15 protein-coding genes and 2 pseudogenes are annotated in these 19,285 nt (G+C 73.8%); 3 read left to right on the top strand and 14 right to left on the bottom strand.

From position 1 onward, the window contains the following. Position 1: 1 nt before the first annotated feature. The 8 genes and pseudogenes from CHR28_RS00680 to bdeA all read right to left on the bottom strand — a co-directional run bounded on the left by CHR28_RS00680 (position 2) and on the right by bdeA (position 10,047). Positions 2-1,285 (bottom strand): ABC transporter substrate-binding protein, encoded by a 1,284-nt coding sequence (locus CHR28_RS00680; RefSeq protein WP_094051404.1) that lies wholly within the window; start codon positions 1,283-1,285, stop codon positions 2-4. Then, positions 1,282-2,424, bottom strand: a complete 1,143-nt coding sequence (locus CHR28_RS00675) for a branched-chain amino acid ABC transporter permease (RefSeq protein WP_373453309.1) — start codon at positions 2,422-2,424, stop codon at positions 1,282-1,284. The genes CHR28_RS00680 and CHR28_RS00675 overlap by 4 nt, the downstream gene beginning before the upstream one ends. After that, positions 2,417-3,316: a branched-chain amino acid ABC transporter permease gene (locus CHR28_RS00670; RefSeq protein ID WP_094051403.1), complete on the bottom strand. Its 900-nt coding sequence runs from the start codon at positions 3,314-3,316 to the stop codon at positions 2,417-2,419. The genes CHR28_RS00675 and CHR28_RS00670 overlap by 8 nt, the downstream gene beginning before the upstream one ends. Further along, positions 3,313-4,116, bottom strand: coding sequence for an ABC transporter ATP-binding protein (locus CHR28_RS00665; RefSeq protein WP_094051402.1), 804 nt, complete (start codon positions 4,114-4,116; stop codon positions 3,313-3,315). Before CHR28_RS00665 ends, CHR28_RS00670 begins: the two co-directional genes overlap by 4 nt. Then, positions 4,113-4,961 (bottom strand): ABC transporter ATP-binding protein, encoded by an 849-nt coding sequence (locus CHR28_RS00660; RefSeq protein WP_094051401.1) that lies wholly within the window; start codon positions 4,959-4,961, stop codon positions 4,113-4,115. The genes CHR28_RS00665 and CHR28_RS00660 overlap by 4 nt, the downstream gene beginning before the upstream one ends. Positions 4,962-5,377: 416 nt before the next feature. After that, positions 5,378-6,673 (bottom strand): PucR family transcriptional regulator, encoded by a 1,296-nt coding sequence (locus tag CHR28_RS00655; RefSeq protein ID WP_094051400.1) that lies wholly within the window; start codon positions 6,671-6,673, stop codon positions 5,378-5,380. A gap of 203 nt (positions 6,674-6,876) precedes the next feature. Next, positions 6,877-8,148: pseudogene (locus CHR28_RS00650) on the bottom strand (helix-turn-helix transcriptional regulator); the annotation flags it as partial. A 969-nt stretch (positions 8,149-9,117) separates the two neighbouring features. Next, positions 9,118-10,047 (bottom strand): bis(hydroxyethyl) terephthalate hydrolase, encoded by a 930-nt coding sequence (gene bdeA, locus CHR28_RS00645; RefSeq protein ID WP_094051398.1) that lies wholly within the window; start codon positions 10,045-10,047, stop codon positions 9,118-9,120. Positions 10,048-10,429: 382 nt separating this feature from the next. On the opposite strand from bdeA, the gene CHR28_RS00640 reads away from it, so the two are divergent. Next, the gene (locus CHR28_RS00640; protein WP_094051397.1) at positions 10,430-11,401 is read left to right on the top strand and encodes an alpha/beta hydrolase; all 972 of its coding nucleotides are present in this window, start codon (positions 10,430-10,432) and stop codon (positions 11,399-11,401) included. Positions 11,402-11,439: 38 nt separating this feature from the next. Then, positions 11,440-12,156 carry an alpha/beta fold hydrolase gene (locus tag CHR28_RS00635; RefSeq protein ID WP_094051396.1) on the top strand — a complete coding sequence of 239 codons (717 nt, stop codon included), beginning with the start codon at positions 11,440-11,442 and terminating at the stop codon, positions 12,154-12,156. A gap of 64 nt (positions 12,157-12,220) precedes the next feature. Here the strand turns inward: CHR28_RS00635 and CHR28_RS00630 are convergent, their stop codons facing one another. The 6 genes and pseudogenes from CHR28_RS00630 to CHR28_RS00605 form a co-directional block, all read right to left on the bottom strand. Continuing rightward, the gene (locus CHR28_RS00630) at positions 12,221-12,844 is read right to left on the bottom strand and encodes a TetR/AcrR family transcriptional regulator (protein WP_094051395.1); all 624 of its coding nucleotides are present in this window, start codon (positions 12,842-12,844) and stop codon (positions 12,221-12,223) included. A 73-nt stretch (positions 12,845-12,917) separates the two neighbouring features. Next, the gene (locus CHR28_RS00625; RefSeq protein WP_094051394.1) at positions 12,918-13,829 is read right to left on the bottom strand and encodes an SDR family oxidoreductase; all 912 of its coding nucleotides are present in this window, start codon (positions 13,827-13,829) and stop codon (positions 12,918-12,920) included. A gap of 50 nt (positions 13,830-13,879) precedes the next feature. Next, positions 13,880-14,644 (bottom strand): SDR family oxidoreductase, encoded by a 765-nt coding sequence (locus tag CHR28_RS00620; RefSeq protein WP_094051393.1) that lies wholly within the window; start codon positions 14,642-14,644, stop codon positions 13,880-13,882. A 103-nt stretch (positions 14,645-14,747) separates the two neighbouring features. Next, positions 14,748-16,811, bottom strand: coding sequence for a galactose-binding domain-containing protein (locus CHR28_RS00615; RefSeq protein WP_094051392.1), 2,064 nt, complete (start codon positions 16,809-16,811; stop codon positions 14,748-14,750). A 140-nt stretch (positions 16,812-16,951) separates the two neighbouring features. Further along, complete coding sequence (locus CHR28_RS00610; RefSeq protein WP_094051391.1) at positions 16,952-17,158, bottom strand: ferredoxin; 207 nt, start codon at positions 17,156-17,158, stop codon at positions 16,952-16,954. Continuing rightward, a pseudogene (locus tag CHR28_RS00605) lies at positions 17,155-17,685 on the bottom strand (cytochrome P450); the annotation flags it as partial. The pseudogene CHR28_RS00605 and the gene CHR28_RS00610, both read right to left, overlap by 4 nt. Positions 17,686-18,029: 344 nt before the next feature. On the opposite strand from CHR28_RS00605, the gene CHR28_RS00600 reads away from it, so the two are divergent. Continuing rightward, positions 18,030-19,124 carry an AI-2E family transporter gene (locus CHR28_RS00600; protein ID WP_094051390.1) on the top strand — a complete coding sequence of 365 codons (1,095 nt, stop codon included), beginning with the start codon at positions 18,030-18,032 and terminating at the stop codon, positions 19,122-19,124. The last annotated feature ends 161 nt before the right edge of the window (positions 19,125-19,285 follow it).

Raw genomic sequence — 19,285 nt, 5'->3', positions numbered from 1 at the left:
GTCACGAGCGGGAGGCCAGGTACTCCTTGACGCCCGGAGCGGTGTGCGCGTCCTCCACGTTCACCGCGGCGCCGACCGCCTTGGCGTCCGGCTTGTGCACGTACGTCGAGGTGCTCGCCGGCTGTGCCTTGTCGGAGAAGTTCTGCGCGGTGCCGAGGCCGACGTCGACCGCGGACTGGGAGCGGTGGGCCTTGACCACGTCCTCGCGGGTGAGGCTGCCGTTCTCGCAGGCCTTCTTCAGGTCGTTGCCCAGGAGTCGGGCGGCGTTGTAGCCGGACAGCACGCCGGAGTCGACGAGGGAGCCCGGGTACTTCTTCTGGTAGGAGGCGACCATCTTGCGCACGCCCGGCAGGTCGGAGCTGACCGCGGGCGCCGCGCTGACCACGTTCAGCAGGGCGGTGAGGGCGGGAGCGGCCGGCGTCTTCATCAGCTGCGGGGCGTAGCCGGGGGCGCTGCTGACGACGGGCACCTTCAGGCCGCGCGAGGCCGCCACCCCGACCAGGGAGGCGGTCTGGGCCGGTCCGGCGCTGATCAGGATGGCCTTCACGCCCTCCTTGCGCAGGGCGGAGACCTGCGCGGACAGGTCGGTGTCCGTTGCCTTGATCTTCTGTCCGACGACCTTCAGGCCGGCCTTCTTGCCCGCCCACTGCGCGCCTTCGAGCGCGTTGGCGCCGTAGTCGCCCTCGAAGTAGACGTGGCCGATGGTGTCGCCCTTCTTCAGGCCCTTGGTGCGGGTGAGGAAGTCGACCGCGGCGATCATGTCGATGTCGTAGGTGGTGCCCAGGACCTGGACGGAGTCCCGGTCGAGCAGGGAGGCGGCCCAGGCCTGCGGGAAGGTGAGCACCTTGTCCCGCTCGATGTCGTCGAGGAGCGCGGCCATCACGGGCGAGCCGATGACCTGGGGCAGCGCCACCACGTCCGCGGAGAGGTCGGCGTAGGCGGTGACGGCCTTCTGGACGTCGTAGCCGTGGTCCTTGACGACGATCTCGACGCGGCGGTCGCAGATGCCGCCGCGGGCGTTGACCTCGTCCGCCCACATCTGCTGGGCCTGCACGATGCTCTTGCCGAGGGTGGCGTAGGGGCCGGTGAGGTCCGTGAGGGCGCCCAGCTTGATGGCCTTGTCGGTCACTCCGGGCCCGGTCTTGACGCCGTCGGCGCCGTCGCCGGTGCCCTGGGAGGAGTCGGCCTTGGAGCTGCATCCGGTGGCGGTGAGCAGCAGGGCCGCGAGGGCCGTGGCCAGGAGCGTCCTGGGGCGTACGCGGTGCGTGTGGTGCGTGGAGTTCACGGGGTGGGCTCCTTGGTTCGTGCGGCGGGCGCGGGTGAGGGTGTCGGGGAGGTGGCGGCTGTGGGTGGCGGGGCGGACCGGCGGCGCAGGCGGGCGCGCAGGCGGCGGACGAGGCCGTGCAGCCCGTCGGGGGCGAACAGCAGGATCAGGACGATGGCCGCTCCGTAGAGGTAGCGGGCGGCCTCGGTGGGGCCGACCGTGCCGCCGGTGGTGCCGGGGGCGGCCACCAGGGGCAGTTGGTCGGCGTAGCGGGTCATCAGCAGGGGCAGCGCGGTGACGAAGACGGCGCCGGCGGTGGCTCCGGCGACCGAGCCCAGCCCGCCGATGACGATCATGGCGAGGTAGTCCACCGACAGCACGAGGCCGAAGTAGTCGGGCACGACGCGGCGGAACGACAGGGCGATCATCACCCCGGCGAGGCCGGCGTACATCGACGAGACGACGAAGGCCGCCGAGCGGTAGCGGGAGACGTCCACGCCCATGACGGCGGCGGCGGTCTCGCTGTCGCGCAGCGCCACCAGGGCGCGTCCGGGACGGCCGCGCAGCAGTCCGCGGGCGGTGAACCAGGTGAGCGCGAACAGGGCGAGCCCCAGGTACCACAGCCGTTCCTCGGCGCCGAACGGCACGCCCAGCACGGTCAGTTCGGAGTCGGCGGAGAAGGAGAAGCCGCCCAGTTCCAGCGGGGGCACGGACCGGCCGTTGAAGCCGCCGGTGACGGAGTCGGCGGTGAGCAGGACGTGGTGGCCGAGGAAGACCAGGGCCAGGGTGGCGACACCGAGGTAGACGCCGCGCACCCGGCCGGCGACCGGGCTGAAGAGTCCGCCCGCTGCCCCGGCGAGCAGGACCGCGAGCACGGCGGCGACGGCGGTCGGCAGTCCGGGGCCCGGTTCGCCGGCCAGCCAGACGTAGCCGTAGGCGCCCACGGCGAGGAAGAAGGCGTGGCCGAGGGAGAGTTGGCCCGCCGTGCCGGACAGCAGGCCGAGGCCGACCGCGCCGACGGCCGCCGCCATCGAGAACAGGCCGATGCGCAGCCAGAACGCGTCGAGGTAGAAGGGCAGCGCGCACAGGACGGTGACGACCGCGAGCGTCCACCACAGGCGCGGGGTGCCGGTGCGGATTCCGGAGAGCCGGTCAGACACGGACCGCCGCCTTTCCGCCGAACAGGCCGGTGGGCCGCACCAGCAGGACCAGCACCATCACCGCGTAGGGGGCGACGTCGCCGAAGCCCTCGCCGAGGACGTGCAGGTCGGACTGGTAGCCCGCGACGAGCGCCTCGGTCATGCCGATCAGCAGGCTGCCCGCGAGGGCGCCGGGCGGCGAGGCCATCCCGCCGAGGATCGCCGCCGGGAACGCCTTGAGGGCGATCTGCCCCGTGGTGCGCTCCAGGCCGGGAGCGGGGAACGCGGCGAGGAAGACCGCCGCCAGGGCGGCCAGGGCCCCGGCCAGGCACCAGGCGAGCATGCGGATGCGCACCAGGCGCACGCCCATCAGGGCGGCGGCCTCGACGTCCTCGGCCGAGGCGCGCAGCGACAGGCCCCAGGAGGTGTACCGGAACAGGGCGAAGACCCCGGCGATGACCACGGTGGAGACGACGATCGCGGCGATACGGCTGTCCGCGACGGTCACCGGCCCCAGCCCGCTGACCGAGTCGCCCCACGGGTCGCCGAGCGAGAGCAGGTCGCCGCCGATGCGCCGGGACAGGTCGGTGAGGATGAGGATGTCGACGCCGATGGTGACGATGGTCTGCACGTGCGCGGCGTGCGGGTCGGCGCCGCCGCCGGCCTGGAGCAGGAAGCGGTCCATGGCGCCGGCCACGGCCGCGGTCACCAGGACGGACACGGCCAGGGCGCCGGCGAAGCCGAGGTCGTCGTGGAGCACGGCGGTGAGGTAGCCGCCGAGCAGGAGCAGGGAGCCGTGGGCGAAGTTCATGACGCCGGAGGCCTTGAAGATGATGACGAAGCCGAGGGCGACGAGGGCGTAGACCGCGCCCAGGGCGAGGCCGTTGAAGACGTTGTCGAGGAAGGTCGTCATGCCGCGTCCTCCTCGGTCTCGGAGCCGGTGCCGAGGTAGGCGCGCAGCACCTCCGGGTCGCGGCGGACCTCGTCCGGGGTGCCGTGGGCGATGGCCCGGCCGAAGTCGAGGACGGTGACCTCGTCGGCGAGCCGCATCACCAGCCCCATGTCGTGCTCCACGAGGACGACGGACAGGCCGAGTTCGGCGCGCACGGCGTGCACGACCTCGACGGTGCGGGCGCGTTCGGCCGCGTTCATCCCGGCGACGGGCTCGTCGAGCAGCAGCACGCTGGGCTCCAGACAGAGGGCGCGGGCGAACTCCACGCGCTTGCGGTCGCCGTAGGAGAGCAGGGCCACGGGCCGGTCGAAGTGCGCTGCCAGGCCGGTGAGTTCGGCGATCTCGCGCGCCCGGTCGAGGTGGGTGCGCTGTTCGCGCCGCGCCTGCGGCAGGCGCAGGGCGCTGGCGGCGAAGCCGGCCCGGGACAGGGCGTGGCGGCCGAGCATCAGGTTGTCGGCGACCGTGCCCTGCGTGGTGACGATGTTCTGGAAGGTGCGGGCGACGCCGAGGGCGGCGATGCGGTGCGGGGCGAGCCGGGTGAGGTCGGCGTCGCCGAGGCGTACGGTGCCGGTGGCCGGGCGGCACAGTCCGGACAGGACGTTGAAGCAGGTGGACTTGCCCGCTCCGTTGGGTCCGATGAGCGCGTGGACGGAGCCCGGGGCGACGGTGAAGGACACCGCGTCCAGGGCGGTGAGACCGGCGAACCGGACGGTCACGTCCGTCACGGCGAGTTCGGGTGGTGCGGTGGTGCGGACGGTCACGCGGCTCCCTGCCCCTCGGTTCTTGCGGCGGTCTGTGCGGTGTCGGTCCCGGTCGTGTCGGTGCCGGTCGTGGCGGTGTCGTCGGTGGTCTCGCCGAGGTACAGCCGTTTCACGGCGTCCGTGCGGGCGAGTTCGTCGGCCGGACCGGAGAGGCGGACCTCGCCGACCTCCAGGACGTGGGCGGTGTCGGCGAGGGACAGCGCCATGCCGGCGTTCTGCTCGACGAGCAGGACCGCTGTGCCCTGGGTGTTGATCTCGCGGACGACCTCGGCGATCCGGTAGACCATCTGCGGGGCGAGGCCCAGGGAGGGCTCGTCGAGCAGCAGCAGGCGCGGCGCGGTCATGAGGGCCCGGCCGATGGCGAGCATCTGCTGCTCGCCGCCGGAGAGCAGGCCCGCGGCCTGCCGGGTGCGTTCGGCGAGGCGCGGGAAGAGCGTGAAGACCCGGTCCCGTGCCTCGGCGACCTGGTCCGGGCGGCGGCGGCCGAGGCCGAGGCCGCCGGTGCGCAGGTTCTCGTCGACGGTGAGGCCGGCGAAGACCCGGCGCCCCTCGGGGACCTGGACGACTCCGGCGCGCACCGCGGCGACCGGGTCGCGTCCGTCGAGTTCCGTGCTGCCGTAGCGGACACGGCCGGCCGTGATCGCGCCGCGGTGCAGGCGCAGGGTGCCCGACACCGCCCGCAGCAGGGTCGTCTTGCCCGCCCCGTTGGCGCCGAGGAGGGCGACGACCTGGCCGTGCGGGACGGTCAGGGTCACGGAGCGAAGGGCGGACACGGCGCGGCCGTAGGTCACGTCGAGGCCCTCGACGCGCAGGGCGGGCTCTTCGTCCGGTGGTGCTTCGGGCATCACGGCTCCTCGGGTCCGTGCCGTCCGGCACGGGTGCTTCGGGGGAAGGGCAGCCCACGACAGCACGGGCGCGGACACGCGGTACAGGTGTTCGGGCCGGGTGGCTGCGCGGTCCCAACGCGGCTCGGCGGTGACTGTGCGGCTGCCCAGCGCCTTCCGGCGAGGGGCGAGGGTAGGGGTGGGCCCGGTGCGGCGACCGGGCAGCACGAGCAGCCGCGCGGGAGGAACTGCCGCGGGGCGGGACGAGCAGCCGCCCGGGGCGCGCTACCGCAGGGAAGGACGAGCGGGCCCGAGCAGGGCGAGCGGGCCCGAGCAGGGCGAGCGGGCCCGAGCAGGGCGAGCGGGCCCGAGCAGGGCGAGCGGCCGGACCCGACGAGCAGCCGGTCAGGGCGAGCGGTCGGGTCGTCGGGGGCCGGTCAGCCGGGTAGGAGGCGGTGGGCCGTCAGGGCGAGGTTGATCTCCACCACGTCGAGCGGGCGAGCCAGGGAGCGGCCGATGAGCTGTTCGCAGCGGCGCAGCCGGTTCAGGACGGTGTTGCGGTGGCAGTACAGCCGCTCACCGGCGCGCTGGGCGGACCCCTCGGAGGCGAACCAGGCGACCAGGGTGTCGAGCAGGACGTCCCGGTCGGCCGGCTCCAGCCGCAGCAGGGGCCCGAGCACCCGCTCGGTCAGGGTCGCGCCGAGCTCCGGGCAGGAGAACACCAGCGCCTCGGGCAGGTGCTCGGCGAGGCGGACCGTACCGCCCTCGGGCGGGCAGATACCCAGGGCCAGATCGGCCAGGCGCCGGGCGTCGCCGACCGAGGCGAGTCCCGTCACGGCGCTGCCGACGCCGACGCGGCATCCGGCGGCCTGCCCGTCGCCCGGCAGCCCGAGGGCCGAGGCCGGGTCGCGGTCGTCCTGTCCGTCCCCCGCCTCCCCGACCAGGACGATGCCGTAGTCCACCTCCGCGCCGGGATGCCAGTACGCGCTCGTGCCGGCGGCGCGGACGCAGGCCCGCAGGCCCGTGGGCCCCTGCGGCCGTACGCCGGCGACCGCGACGACGACGTACCGGCCGTGCTCGGGCAGCCCCAGCCCGTCGGCGGTCTCGGGCAGGTCGGCGATCCGGCTGGTGCCGTCCAGCAGGGCAGCCGCCAGCAGGCGCACCCGGTTCTCGCGCCGCCAGGCGAGCTGCCGCTCCGTCTGCCGGTAGGCGTCGGCCACGAGGGTGCAGTGCTCGTCGACGAAGTTCCACACGTCGGTGGCCACGTGCACCAGGAGGCGGATGTCGTCCGGTTCCGCGCGGGCGGTCTCCTCGACCAGCCGCTGCCACACCAGGGAGCCGCCCAGCCGGAACGCGTGCAGCAGGGCGTCCAGCGGCAGCCCCTGCTCGGCCCGGGTGGCACCGATCCGCCAGGTGCAGCGGTGGGCGGCCTCGCGGGCGCCGCGCGGGTCGAGCAGCGAGGTCACGCTGTGCCGCAGGGAGCGGTGGGTCTCCTGCCAGGTGGCGGCGTGGTCGTTCTCCAGCGTGGTCCGGTACGCCGGTTCCTGCTCGCGCAGGACCACCAGCAGCCGGTCGGTCAGCTCCGGCAGCTCGTCGAGCAGGACGCGGGCCGCCCGGTGCAGGACGCGCAGCGCGTCGGCGTCGATCAGCGACCGGATCCGCCGTGTCCGCGGTTGCGGAACGGGCATGGGCCCGCTGCGGAACGTCGTGCGTGTGCGTGCGGCAGGATGCATCGCGGTCCTCCCCCAACATCGGCCTTCCGGCGGCGCCCGTCGCCGGCCCGCCAAGGCGGCGTCCGGCGGGTGCGCTGCGCGGGCGGCCCTAGTCACCCCTACAGTCCTGCTCCGAAGAATGGCATACCGTCCGGTCGGTCCCCAGAGTCGTGCGGCACTCTTCTCGACGGGTGCGTGATGATCGGCGAGGGTTCGGCGGCCGTTCAGCGGCTCTCCTGGTCCACCATGCGGGCCAGTTCGACGCGGGAGCGCACGCCGAGGACGGCGAAGACGTTGCGCAGGTGGTAGTCGACCGTGCGGGTGCTGACGGCCAGCCGCTGGGCGACCTCCCGGTTGGTGGCGCCCTCGGCCACGTGGCGGGCGATGCGCAGTTGCTGCGGGGTCAGGCGGGACAGCCCTCCGGCCGGCTCGGACCCGGAGGCGGCCCCGGACGCGGCCCCGTTGGCGCGCAGCTCGCCGCGCGTCTGGGCCGCCCAGGCGCCGGCGCCGCAGCGTTCGAAGCCGACGAGGGCGGCTCCGAGGCGGGCGCGGGCTTCGCGCAGCCGGCGGCGCCGCCGCAGCCACCGGCCGTACAGCAGCTCCGTGCGGGCGCGCTCGAAGTCGCCGCCCGACGCGTCGTGCAGGGCGAGCGCGCGCAGGTAGAGATCGTCGGCCTCGGCGTCGTCCACGGCCAGCAGGGCGCCGCAGCGGGCGAGCTGGGCGGGGGCGTGCGGGTCGGCGCCGAAGGCCGCCCACTGGGCCAGGTCCGCGACGACACCCCGGGCGTCGTCCGGCTGCCCGGCCAGCACCGCGGCCTCCACGAAGCACGGTACGGCGAGCATCCAGACGGCGAAGTGTCCGCGCCGGGGGCCCGGTCCGACGAGCGGGCCGAGCCGGTCGGCGGCGTCCAGGGGCCGGCCGCGGGCCAGGTCGGCGCGGGCGATGGCCCACTCGGCCAGGGTGGCCGCCTGGGCCAGGCCGTGGCGGCGGGCGGTGCGCAGGGCGGCCCCGGCGTATCCGGCGACGGCGGCGGTGTCCCCCTCGATCGAGGCGGCCAGGGCGAGCATCGCGTGGTGACTCGCCGCGGTGTTGCGCCGGCCGGCCGCCAGTGCCGCGCGTACGCCCTCCTCGGCGTGGTGGCGCGCCTGCGCGTGACGGCCGGCCCGCAGCTCGCCGTAGGCCAGGTACTCCAGGGCCCGCGCTTCGGAGGCGGTGCACTCGGCGTTGCGGGCGGCTGCCAGCGCGCGGGCTCCGGCGGAGCGGGCCGCGTGCAGGTCCCCGAGGAGCAGGGCGGCCGCGGCGGCACGCAGCAGCCGCTCCGGGCGGCCGTCGGCCCACGCCTGCTCCAGCACCCGCCGCAACGGGCCGACGGCCTCCCCGGGCCGCCGCGCGAGCAGGGCGCGCATCCCGTCGCGGTAATCCCGCACGAACGGATCCCGAGGCCAGCCGGGCCCGGGCCCACCTCCGTACGGACCCGGCTCTCGAACGTCCGGGCCGCCCTCGCCACGGGACCAATCCGGTCCTCGACGGTCCGGGCCGCCCCCGCGACCGTACGGACCCGGCTCTCGAACGTCCGAACCGCCGCCCTCGTCGCTGGACGGGCGCAGCTCCCGGCCGGCCCCGCCGCCGGACAGACGCGATTCCGGGCCGCCCCCGCCGCCGGACAGACGCGGTTCCCGGTTGCCCGGGCCGGCCGCGCCCGCCGGGGGGCCGGGTTCCGCATGGCCCGGGCCGGTCGCGGGAGCCACGTCGCGGCCCGGGTCGGTCGCCGTAGCGGCGGCGCGGGCCGTGGCGTCGGGCGGCGGGGGCGCCGGGACGGCGGTGGCTCGTGTCAGTGGCGAGGCGTCGTCACGGTCCGCGCCCGTTCTCACCGGGGCGTCGTCCAGGGCGGCGTAGTCGGATGCCCGGGCCGCGGTGTCGGCGCCGTCGAGGGTGGCCAGGCAGGCCGGCACGTCGCCCGCCGCCCACGCCGCGTCAGCGGCGAAGAGGCGCGCGGTCTCCGCCCCGTCCGGCGCGTCGGCGGCCAGGAGGGACGCGGCCAGCAGCAGGGACTCGCGCGCGTCACCCACCGGACCGTCGTACAACTGCCGTCGGCCCCGCGCGAGTTCGGCGTGGCCGCGGGTCTCCGCGGCCGACCGGACGGCGTCGCGTCCGTGCGGGCTCCTCGCGCGGGGAGCCGTGCGCACCCAGCTTGTGTCTCCCGTCATTCCACGGAGGTTACTTGCGCGTAAGGAAGACCGGAAGGCTTACGTCCGCGCTGCGGAACGCCAAGAACCCCGGCGGCACCTGCGAGTTTGCTCAGAATGGCCGGGTGAGGTGCGGGTACGGCACGGCGGCGGATTGTGCTCCGGCCCAACCCCCGGCCGCCCCGGCCGTGCCCCGGCACGACACCGGCGGCGGACGCGTGGCGCGTCCGCCGCCGGTCCCCGGGCCGCCGCGGCTTCACGGCCCGGGGCGAGGGACGGTCAGGAGCCGTGCGGGCAGTTGCCCCGGTACTCCTCGATGGTCAGGCTCGGCCGGGGCAGCGGGCACAGGAACTGCTCGTAGCGGGTGTCGTTGTCGATGAACCGCTTGAGCCAGGAAATGCTGTACTTCGCGATCGTCGTGTTCGACGAGTTGGGCGTGAAGTGCGTCGCCGAGTTCAGCTCCAGGTAGGCCCGGTCCAGCGAGGAGGACAGGCTGGAGTAGAACGGCTCGGCGTGGGAGGAGACCGGGGCGATGGTGTCGCCGTCGGCTCCGAAGATCAGGGTCGGCGTGGTGAGCTCGGGCCAGCTCTTGTCGAGGTTCCACGGCGTCAGCGGGATCGCCGCCTGCAGCGCCGGACGCGACTTGGCCGCCTCCAGGCTGCCGCCGCCGCCCATCGAGTGGCCCATGACGCCGAGGCGCGAGGCGTCGACGCGACCGCGCACCGAACTGCGCTCGGTGAGGTAGTCCAGCGCGGCCAGGAGCTGGCGGCCGCGCGAGTCGGGCTGGTCGAGCGTGGTGAGCGTGTCGATGGTGAACACCACGAAGCCCTGCGAGGCCAGGCGCGGTCCGAGCCAGGCGATGGACGACTCGTAGGCCGTGTAGCCGGGCGAGATGGCCACCGCGCCGAAGGTGCCGTCGCTGGTGCTGGTCGGGTAGTAGATGGTGCCGCCGCCGAATCCGGTGACGGACAGCGAGGAGACGGACGTCTGCGACACGGCGTACGGGCCGCGGCTCGCCTCGATGCTGGACGTCGTGGGGGCCGGGCCGCGCTCGTAGGGGTTGTCGGCGGCGTGGGCGCCGGGGCTGGTCAGAGGGCCCAGGCCGACGACGACGGCGAGGGTCGCGGCGGCCGCGGCCAGTCGCCCGGCCCGGCGTCCGAGGGAGCCGCGGGACCCGGTACGGGGAGCGGTGTGGGGGTGGAGGTGCACGACGAGTCGTCCTCTCTGTCGTGGCGGGCGGCCCGTGCGGCGGGCACGCGGGACCTGGGGCGTCCACCGCGTGCCCGCGGCTCCGGGCACCGCCGTTGGGCTGGCCGTGCCACTGTCGGGGACCGGACACCGCGCGCGGACCGGCAATGTCACCGGTCTCGTACGACCCGCGCACCGGCGACCGTCCCGCAGGACCCCGGCACGACTGCCCACCGCCCCGGCGGGACGCACCGTGCGCCCGGGGAGCAGACACCGTGCGCGGGCGGGCAAGGGCACCGGGCCTGCCGGACCTAGCGTGGCCGCAGGCGGCCCGGCGGATCTTCGATGCGCTGCGGGCCGCCTCGCCGGAGACACCGGCGAGCGGAGAGTCCCAGGAGTTCGCATGTCCCACACCTTTGAGCCGGTCGAGCCGGTTCTGGAGCCGGCCGCGGCGGAGTTCGCCAAGGCGACCGCCAACCCGCCCTACCTGTTCGACCTCGCCCCGGCCGAGGGCCGCAAGGCCGTCGACGACGTGCAGTCGGGCGACATCGCCAAGCCCGCCGTGGACGAGGAGTGGATCACTGTCTCCGGCGGTCCGACCGGCAGCGTCCGCGCCCGGATCGTCAAGCCCGCCGGCGCGGAGGGCGTCCTGCCCGTCGTCCTCTACATCCACGGCGCCGGATGGGTGTTCGGCAACGCCCACACCCACGACCGCCTGGTCCGCGAACTCGCCGTCGGCGCGCACGCGGCCGTGGTCTTCCCCGAGTACGACCTCTCCCCCGAGGCCCGTTACCCCGTCGCCATCGAGCAGAACTACGCCGTCGCCCAGTGGGTCGTGACCGAAGGCGCCGCCAAGGGCCTGGACGGTGCGCGGCTGGCGGTGGCCGGCGACTCCGTGGGCGGCAACATGGCCGCCGCGCTCACCCTGATGGCCAAGGAGCGCGGCGACGTCACGCCGGTGCAGCAGGTGCTGTTCTACCCGGTGACCGACGCGAGCTTCGACACCGACTCCTACCACCAGTTCGCGACCGGCTACTTCCTGCGCCGCGACGGCATGCAGTGGTTCTGGGACCAGTACACGACCGACGAGGCCGAGCGGGCGCAGATCACCGCCTCGCCGCTGCGCGCCACCACCGAGCAGCTCACCGGGCTGCCCCCGGCCCTGGTGATCACCGCCGAGGCCGACGTGCTGCGCGACGAGGGCGAGGCCTACGCCAACAAGCTCCGTCAGGCGGGCGTGCCCGTCACGGCCGTGCGCTACCAGGGCGTCATCCACGACTTCGTGATGCTCAACGCCCTGCGCGGGACCCACGCCGCCGACGCGGCCATCCGTCAGGCCTCCGCCGTCCTCCACGCCGCGCTGCACACCCGATGACCCGGCACCCGGGCCCGACCGTTCCAAGGAGCACCGACATGGTCACCACTCCGACCGCCCTGCTCGTCCACGGCGCCTTCGCCGACGCCGGCAGCTGGTCCGGCGTCATCGCGGAGCTGCAGAACCACGGCATCCCCGTGGTGGCACCGCCCAACCCGCTGCGCGGTCTGGCGTCCGACGCCGCGTACATCGCCTCCCAGGCCTCCCAGATCGACGGCCCGGTCGTCCTGGTCGGCCACTCCTACGGCGGGGCCGTCATCTCCGTCGCCGGTACCGCGGAGAACGTCGTGGGCCTGGTCTACGTCGCCGCGTACATACCGGAACAGGGCGAGAGTCTCGGCGAGTTGCAGGGACGCTTCCCGCTCTCGCCGCTGGTGGGCAGCCTCAAGGAGAAGACGTACCCGGTCGACGGCGGGGAGAGCGCGGTCGAGGTGACGATCGAGGCCGAGGCGTTCCCGGCGATCTTCGCCGCCGACGTCCCGGCGGCCGTCACCAAGGTCCTGGCGGTGGCGCAGCGCCCGCTGGCCGCCTCGACGTTCACGGAGACGGCGTCGGCCGCGGCCTGGAAGGACAAGCCGTCCTGGGCACTCGTGGCCGGGGCGGACGAGGCGATCAACCCGGAGGTGGAGCGCTTCGGCGCGAAGCGGGCCGGTGCGACGGTCGTCGAGATCGACGGCGCCTCGCACGCCGTCGCGGTCTCCCGGCCGAAGGACGTGGCCGAGCTGATCCGCGAGGCGGTCCGCGCGACCACCTGACCCGGCCAGGCCCCGACCCCGACCCCGGGCAGCCCAGGCCCTGGTCGACCAGGCCCGGGGTCGGCTACGCCCCGGGCCGTGGAGCGATGCCGTCGAACAGGTGGGAGACCAGGGCGAGGACGAACTCGTCCGTCACGGGCTCGTCGGGGATCAGCAGCCGGTGGTACACCGCCCCCCAGAGCTGGTCGACGAGGACCTGGACGTCGACGTCCTCGCGGATCTGTCCCTGCTCCTTCGCGCGCAGCAGCCGCTCCCCCGCCAGCCGTCGCCGCCCGGAGGAGTACAGGGAGCGGAAGGCGGTGGCCAGGTCCTCGTCGGTCTGGGACTGGCCGATCAGCTCGGTCAGCACCCGCCCTGCCGGTGTCCGGGTCATCAGGTGGGCGAAGGACAGCAGTTGACGCGTGAGGTCGGCGCGGATGTCCCCGGTGTCCTCGAAGGCGAGGGTCTCCTCGACGGCGTGGAAGTAGCCGTCCAGGGCGAGGGCTCCCTTGGAGGGCCACCACTTGTACAGCGTCGTCTTGCTGACCCCGGACAGGCGGGCCACGCGTTCGAAGGTCAGGTCGGCGATGCCCTCCTCGAGGAGCACCTCGCCCACCACGCGGAAGACGTCCGCGCGGACCTCGTCGGCCGGGCGGCGCCCGCGCCCGCGGGCCGGGCGCTCGGCGGCGCCCTCGGCCTGCTTCGTCACGATGTCTCTCCCTCGCTCGGTCCGGGGTCGATCAGTCTAGGAAGCCGTGCGGTCCGTGCGCGGCCGGGGCGGGTCAGGGCGCCCGGACGGGCTCAGGCCCCGCGACGTGCAGGAGCTCGCCGAAGCCGAGGCGGGTCACGAACCTCTCCTGGGCCCGGCGCAGCACCTCGTTGACCTCCTCCACACCGGCCTGGCTGAAGTCGACGACCGTGCGGAAGGGCCGGGTGCCCGCCGGAAGGGCCAGGACCCGGGCGATCTCGTCGGCGACGGCGCGCGGATGGGCGTCCACGCCGGGCGGGAACAGCGCCTCGGTGGCCGCCTCGTTGCGGGCCACCATCGGGTCCAGCGCGGCGTAGGCACGGGTGCGCTCGGCGTCACCGGCGCGCGAGGCGTTGGGGAAGTGCTCGGTCCCTTGCGTGAACGGGCCCGGCATCACGATGGTCGTCTCGATGCCGAACCGGCCCACCTCGTACGCCGTCACCTGGGCGAGCGCGTCGGCGGCGACCTTCGACGCCACATAGGGGCCGAGGAACGGCGGTACGACGACCGAGGTGGTGCTGCCGACGTAGAGGAGGGTGCCGGAGCGGCGGGCGCGCAGGTGCGGCAGGGCCGCGCGGTTGACGCGCTGGATGCCGAGCGTGTTGACATCCAGCAGGTGCTGGATGTCCTCGGGGGTGAACGCCTCGACGTAGCCGACGTAGAGGTGTCCCGCGTTGTGCACGACCGTGTCGAGGCGGCCTGCCTCCCGCAGGACGGTGGCGACGGCCGCTTCCGCCGAGGCGTCGGACAGGACGTCGAGTTCGACGACCCGGAGGTCCTGCCCCTCGCTGCGGCCGAGGTCCAGCAGTTCCCGGGCGCGCCCGGCGTTGCGGTCCCGGAGGTCGCGCATGCCGGCGTAGACGGTGTGGCCCTCGGCGGCGAGCGCGCGGGCGGTGAGGTTGCCGATGCCGGTGGCGGCGCCGGTGATGAGGACGACGGATGACATGGGTCTGCTCCTTGGGGGCTGCGGTGGGCCTGCCGAGCGGTGCGGCGGGGTCAGGCCAGGCCGCCGTTGGCGTAGAGGACCTGGCCGTTCACCCAGCGGGCGGGGCCGGCGAGGAAGGCGACCGATTCGGCGATGTCGCGCGGTTCGCCCAGCCGCTCCAGCGGCGTGGCCCTGGCGAAGGCGGCGACGGTGGCCTCGTCCTTGCCCTCCAGGAAGAGCGGGGTGGCGACCGGGCCGGGTGCGACGGTGTTGACGGTGATGTCCTTGCCGCGCAGCTCGCGGGCGAGGATCAGGGTGATGCTCTGCACGGCGGCCTTGCTGGCGACGTAGGCCCCGTAGGCGGGGAGCTGGGTGCGGGTGACGGACGTGGACACGTTGACGATCGCGCCGCCGCGGCGCACCCGGCGGGCGGCCTGCTGGGCGACGACGAAGGTGCCGCGGATGTTCGTGCGGTGCATGCGGTCCAGGTCGTCCAGGTCCAGCTCGGCGATGGGCGCGAGCACCATGATCCCGGCGGTGTTGACCACCACGTCGATTCCGCCGAACGCCGTTTCGACGGCTTCGAAGGCGGCCGCCATCGCGTGCTCGTCGGCGACGTCGCCGCCGACGGCGACGGCCAGGCCGCCGGAGGCGGTGATCTCCTCGACGAGGGTCTCGGCCTTCGCCTTGTTCCCGGCGTAGTGCACGGCGACGGCGAAGCCGTCGGCGGCGAGCCGCTCGACGACGGCCCTGCCGATACCGCCCGAGCCGCCGGTGACGAGCGCGACGCGGGGCGAGGTGCCAGAGGTGCCGGAGGTGCTGGGTGTGCTGGTCATGGCTTTCCCCTCCGCGAGAAGTGGACGCTGCGTCCATATAACCACTATATGAACGCGGCGTCCACTTCTTGCGGAGTCCTTTTCTCCGGCCGGGGCCCGACCGTCAGCTGCCGTGCACCCCCACCTCGTACAGGGAGTAACCCCAGCCGGTGCCGCGGGCGAGGCCCTGGACGCGGACGTACCGGGCCGGGGTGGCGGCGAAACGCGCGGTGTCCAGGCCGCCGTCACCCGCCGTCGTGGACCAGACGGTGCGCCAGGTGGTGCCGTCGGTGGACAGGTCGATGCGGTACGACTTCGCGTACGCGCGCTCCCAGTCGAGGGTGACCCGCCGGACGGTCTGCAGGGAGCCGAGGTCCAGCCGGTACCACTGGTCGTCGCTCCAGTCGCTCGCCCAGCGGGTGCGGCGGTCGCCGTCGACGGCCCGGTGCGGCTGGTAGCTCGTGAACAGGCTCCACTCGGAGGAGCCGGCCGAGGCGGTGGAGCCGGTGGCGAGATTCGCCGCGGGCTCGTGGCTCTCGGAGGCGCCCCAGGTGTCGAGGTAGGACTCCGCGCCGCGCATCAGGTCGTCCACCACGTCCTGGCCGCCGACCCGGCGGATGTCCTCGATCCAGTCCGGGACGAGGCCGTAGTGGGCGGCCCCGTCGGTGTTGAGGTCCCAGGTGCGCTCGCCGGTGGTCTGCCGGTCGATGACGGAACCGCCGTCGGCGCTCTTGAACGGGTACTCGACCTTGTTCGGGGCGTCGGCTCCGCGCGGGGCCGGCCAGCCGCCGACGCCGTTCATGTCGGTGCCGTAGCCGTAGCCCACGCCGTACTTGTCCCGCAGGGCCTTGGTGCGCCTGGCCTCCGAGACGAAGCCCTCGGAGCCGTGCATGTACTGGGCGATGAAACCGCCCAGGCCGTAGACGCGTTCGGTCCAGTCGGCGTCCATCCAGCTGTGCGAGGAGATGACTCCCGGGTAGGACGCGGCCTCGAAGAGGTCGAGCACCCGGCCGGTGGCCTTGACGCTCATGTGGTCGACCTCCAGCATCATGCCGCGCCGCATCATGCCGTGTACGGCGTACTCACCGAGGTCCGTCAGACCGCGGACGTTGCACCGGGCGTCCGCGCTGTAGCCGGGAACCTCCACGCCCGCCGGGAGCTTCGCCTCGGCCCCGGCCGCGGTCGCGTTGCCGATGGGGTTGTCGGCTTGCGGCCCGGTGCACTTCTCCGTCTTCCAGAAGGTGCCGGTCGACAGGAACTGCCCGACGTTGATGGCCGTTCCGAGGCTGCCGGAGTCGAAACGGACCCCGCACAGCGCGTTGTCGAACTTGTGGCACAGGAACATGCTGCGCACGCCCAGCGCGTACAGCTCGTCCAGACCCTTGTCGATGTCGGCCCTGCTGCATTGCGCGATGTCGAGGATCTGCTTGCAGCCGAACGGCTCGGAGGTCTCGACGCCCAGGACCACCGCCAGTTTGCCCTGCTCGATGACCTGACGGGCCTGGGCGCTGTCGGTGACGATCCGGAAGAAGCCCTTGCCCGGCCCGCCGTACAGCCGGTCGATGTAGTCCTGCATCTCGTACGTCAGCCGGGCCTGGAGCCGGATGGACGTCATCTCGTCGCAGCTGCGGTCCTTGAAGAAGTACACCGAGCAGATGACGCCGTTGGTGACGAGGTCGTTGACCAGCACGCGCTGCCCGCCGCGCCAGGCGCGCTCCACCCAGGCGTAGTAGTTCTGCTGGTGGGTCAGGGAGTCGTGGGCCGGCCAGTCCTTGAAGGTGGGCCAGCCGACGGGGTCGTGCTTGCCGTCTCCGCCTCGCGTGATGAAGTCGAAGATCGCGAGCGATCCGTCCGGGTAGTGCTCGGGGCAGTCCTTGAGCGCGTCGGCCACCCCCTGCTCGGAGAACGGCTTCCCGCAGATCAGGCGCCCGCCGAAGGCCTCGTTGGAGAAGATGTGGTCGTGCGCGTCGACGAAGCCGCGCACCTCGCCCCGGGCGTCGGTGCCGGTGAACGGCTCCCCCGTGACGTTGATCCGCGAGTCCGGCGCGGGCCGTGCGGTGGGGTTCCACCAGTCGGTCCCGGCCGCCGAACTCGGCGTCGGGCCCAGTGCGACGGCCAGCACGAGCAGCAGGAGCGACACGACAGTCAGGTTCTTGCGCGTGCGGTACGGGCGTTCGGCTCTGGTCACAGCCCTGTCCCTCGGTCAGCGGGAGGCGAGGCCGCAGGCGGTGCTGTCTGTTTGTCATGACCTCGCCCAAGGTGCGACGAGAATCGCCCCTGCCGCCGCACGAGTCAATACGCGGGAGCGCACGAGCTACTGACAGGTAATCACTCCTCCTGCACCGCGATCGCCCGCGCGGGGCAGACACCCACGGCCATGCGCGCGGCGGCGTGCTGGGCGACAGGCGGGTCGGCGTGCAGCAGGAGCACCAGGCCGTCGTCGGGGTCCTGGTCGAAGACCTCGGGGGCGGTCAGGGCGCACATGCCGGCGCCGATGCAGCGCTCGCGGTCGACGCGCAGGTGCGGCCTCGTCACGCCCGCCCTCCGTCCCACGTCACGGGAAGGCTTTTCACCCCGAAGATGTCGGCGGTCTCCGGACGCAGGGCGACCTCCTCGGCGGGGACGGCCAGGCGCAGGGTGGGGAAGCGGTCGATCAGCGCGCGGAAGGCGACCCGCATCTCGACGCGGGCCAGTTGCTGCCCCAGGCACTGGTGGATGCCGTGACTGAACGCCAGGTGCCCGTCGTACTTCCTGCGCAGGTCGAGCACATCGGGGTCGGCGAAGCGCTCGGGGTCGCGGTTGGCGGTGTGGTACGACAGGACGACCGTCGTCCCTGCCTCGATCGTCCGGCCGCCCAGCTCGACGTCCTCCAGCGCCGTCCTCATGAAGGTCTTGGCGACGGTCAGATACCGCAGCAGCTCCTCCACGGCACCGTCCGTGAGCCCGGGATCGGCGCGCAGCGCGGCGAGTTGGTCCAGGTTGCGCAGCAGCGCGAAGGTGCCGAGGGACAGCATGTTGGCGGTGGTGTCGAGGCCCGCCGCGAACAGGACCAGGCTGCTCCCCCAATTTTGATGCAATGACACGAAAATCGAACGCAACACGTCAGCGGCCGACGTGCGGGGCGGAACTCCCCGGGCCATCGTGGAGACAGAGGGACGGCACACCCGAACCGGGGGTGGGGAGGGCACCCGACGCCGAGCTCGGCCTGACCCTCGCTGCGGACGCCACGAACTGCCTGCTGTGCACCTGCAAGGAGTTCAAGGGCGACACGAACCTTTGCGGCAGACCCGGCTGCCGTCACTCGCGCTTGCGGCACCAGGGCTTCCTCTGACCTGTCGTACCGGCCTTCGGGGGAATTGCGCGGGCGTGGTGCGGGCCGGGGACCACGCGGTGGTACGGGGATGTCGTGTCCTCGCCTTCCGAACCGCCCGTTCCGCCGCTCGGACGCCTCGCCGGTGAGGACGCGCGCGTGCCCGCCCTGTTGCGGACCGCGGCCGCCTACGCGTGGCGGCTCATCGCCGTCGGTGTCGTCGTCCGGGTGGCCTTCTCGCTGCTCGGGCAGTTCCACCGGATCGCCGTCGCCGTCTTCCTGGGCCTCGTCGTCACCGCGGTCCTGCGGCCGGTGGCCGGTCTGCTGGCCCGGTTCCTGCCCCGGTCGCTCGCCGTCGCCGTGGCGCTCGTCGGCGGCATCGCCCTCGTCTTCGGGGCGCTGGCCCTGATGGGTGAGACCGTGGCGGAGCAGCGCAGCGGGCTGGAGCGGGAGTTCGTCGAGGGGATCGACCGGATCGAACGGCAGCTGGAGGAGCCGCCGTTCCGGCTCCCGGCGGACGCGTTCGCGGATCTGCAGTCCCGGATCGGCAGGGTGCTGTCCGAGCACCGCTCCACGCTCATCAGCACGGCGCTCAGCGGCGCGAGCCGGCTGCTGGAGGTGCTGACGGTCCTCGCGCTGGCCGTGTTCTGCGCGGTCTTCTTCACGCACTCCGGCGAGCGGCAGTGGCAGTGGGTCTGCGACCAGCTCCCCGCCGGTGCCCGGCAGCGGGTGACGGTGGCCGGCCGGGCCGCCTGGCGGACGTTCACCGGATACACCCACGGCATCCTGCTGGTGGCCGGGACCAACGCCGTCCTGGTGGGCATCGCCCTGTTCGCCCTCGGGGTGCCGCTCGCGGTGCCGCTGGCGCTGCTGGAGTTCCTGGCCGCCTTCATCCCGCTGATCGGCTCGCCGATCGCCCTGGCGGTGGCGGCCGTGGTCGCCCTGGCGTCGAAGGGGCCGCTGATCGCCCTGGTGGTCGTGGCGCTGATCGTGGTCATCGGGCAGATCGAGGGGCACGTGCTGCACCCCTTGGTGATGAGCTGGGCCGTCCGGCTGCACCCGGTGGTCGTCGCCCTGGCCGTCGTCGGCGGGGCGGTCGCGGCCGGCGTGATCGGTGCCGTGGTGGCCGTGCCGCTGGTGGCCGTCGTCTGGTCGGTGTGCCAGGCGCTGCGGGAGCGGCCGACCGCCTGAGCCACCGGCCGCACCGGGCCGACTCGCGTCCCGCACCGCGCGGAGGCCGACTCCCGTCCACCGCCGCACAGGAGGCCCACTCCCGTCCAGCGCCTCGGTGTCGCAGGAGTCTTCGCCGTGGCGTGCGGCACAGTGCGTGCCCCGGCCACCGACATGGCCCT

This window comes from Streptomyces sp. XY006 (genome assembly GCF_002237655.1).
Classification (GTDB): Bacteria; Actinomycetota; Actinomycetes; order Streptomycetales; family Streptomycetaceae; genus Streptomyces; species Streptomyces levis.
This window is presented reverse-complemented; position numbering and strand designations above follow the sequence as displayed.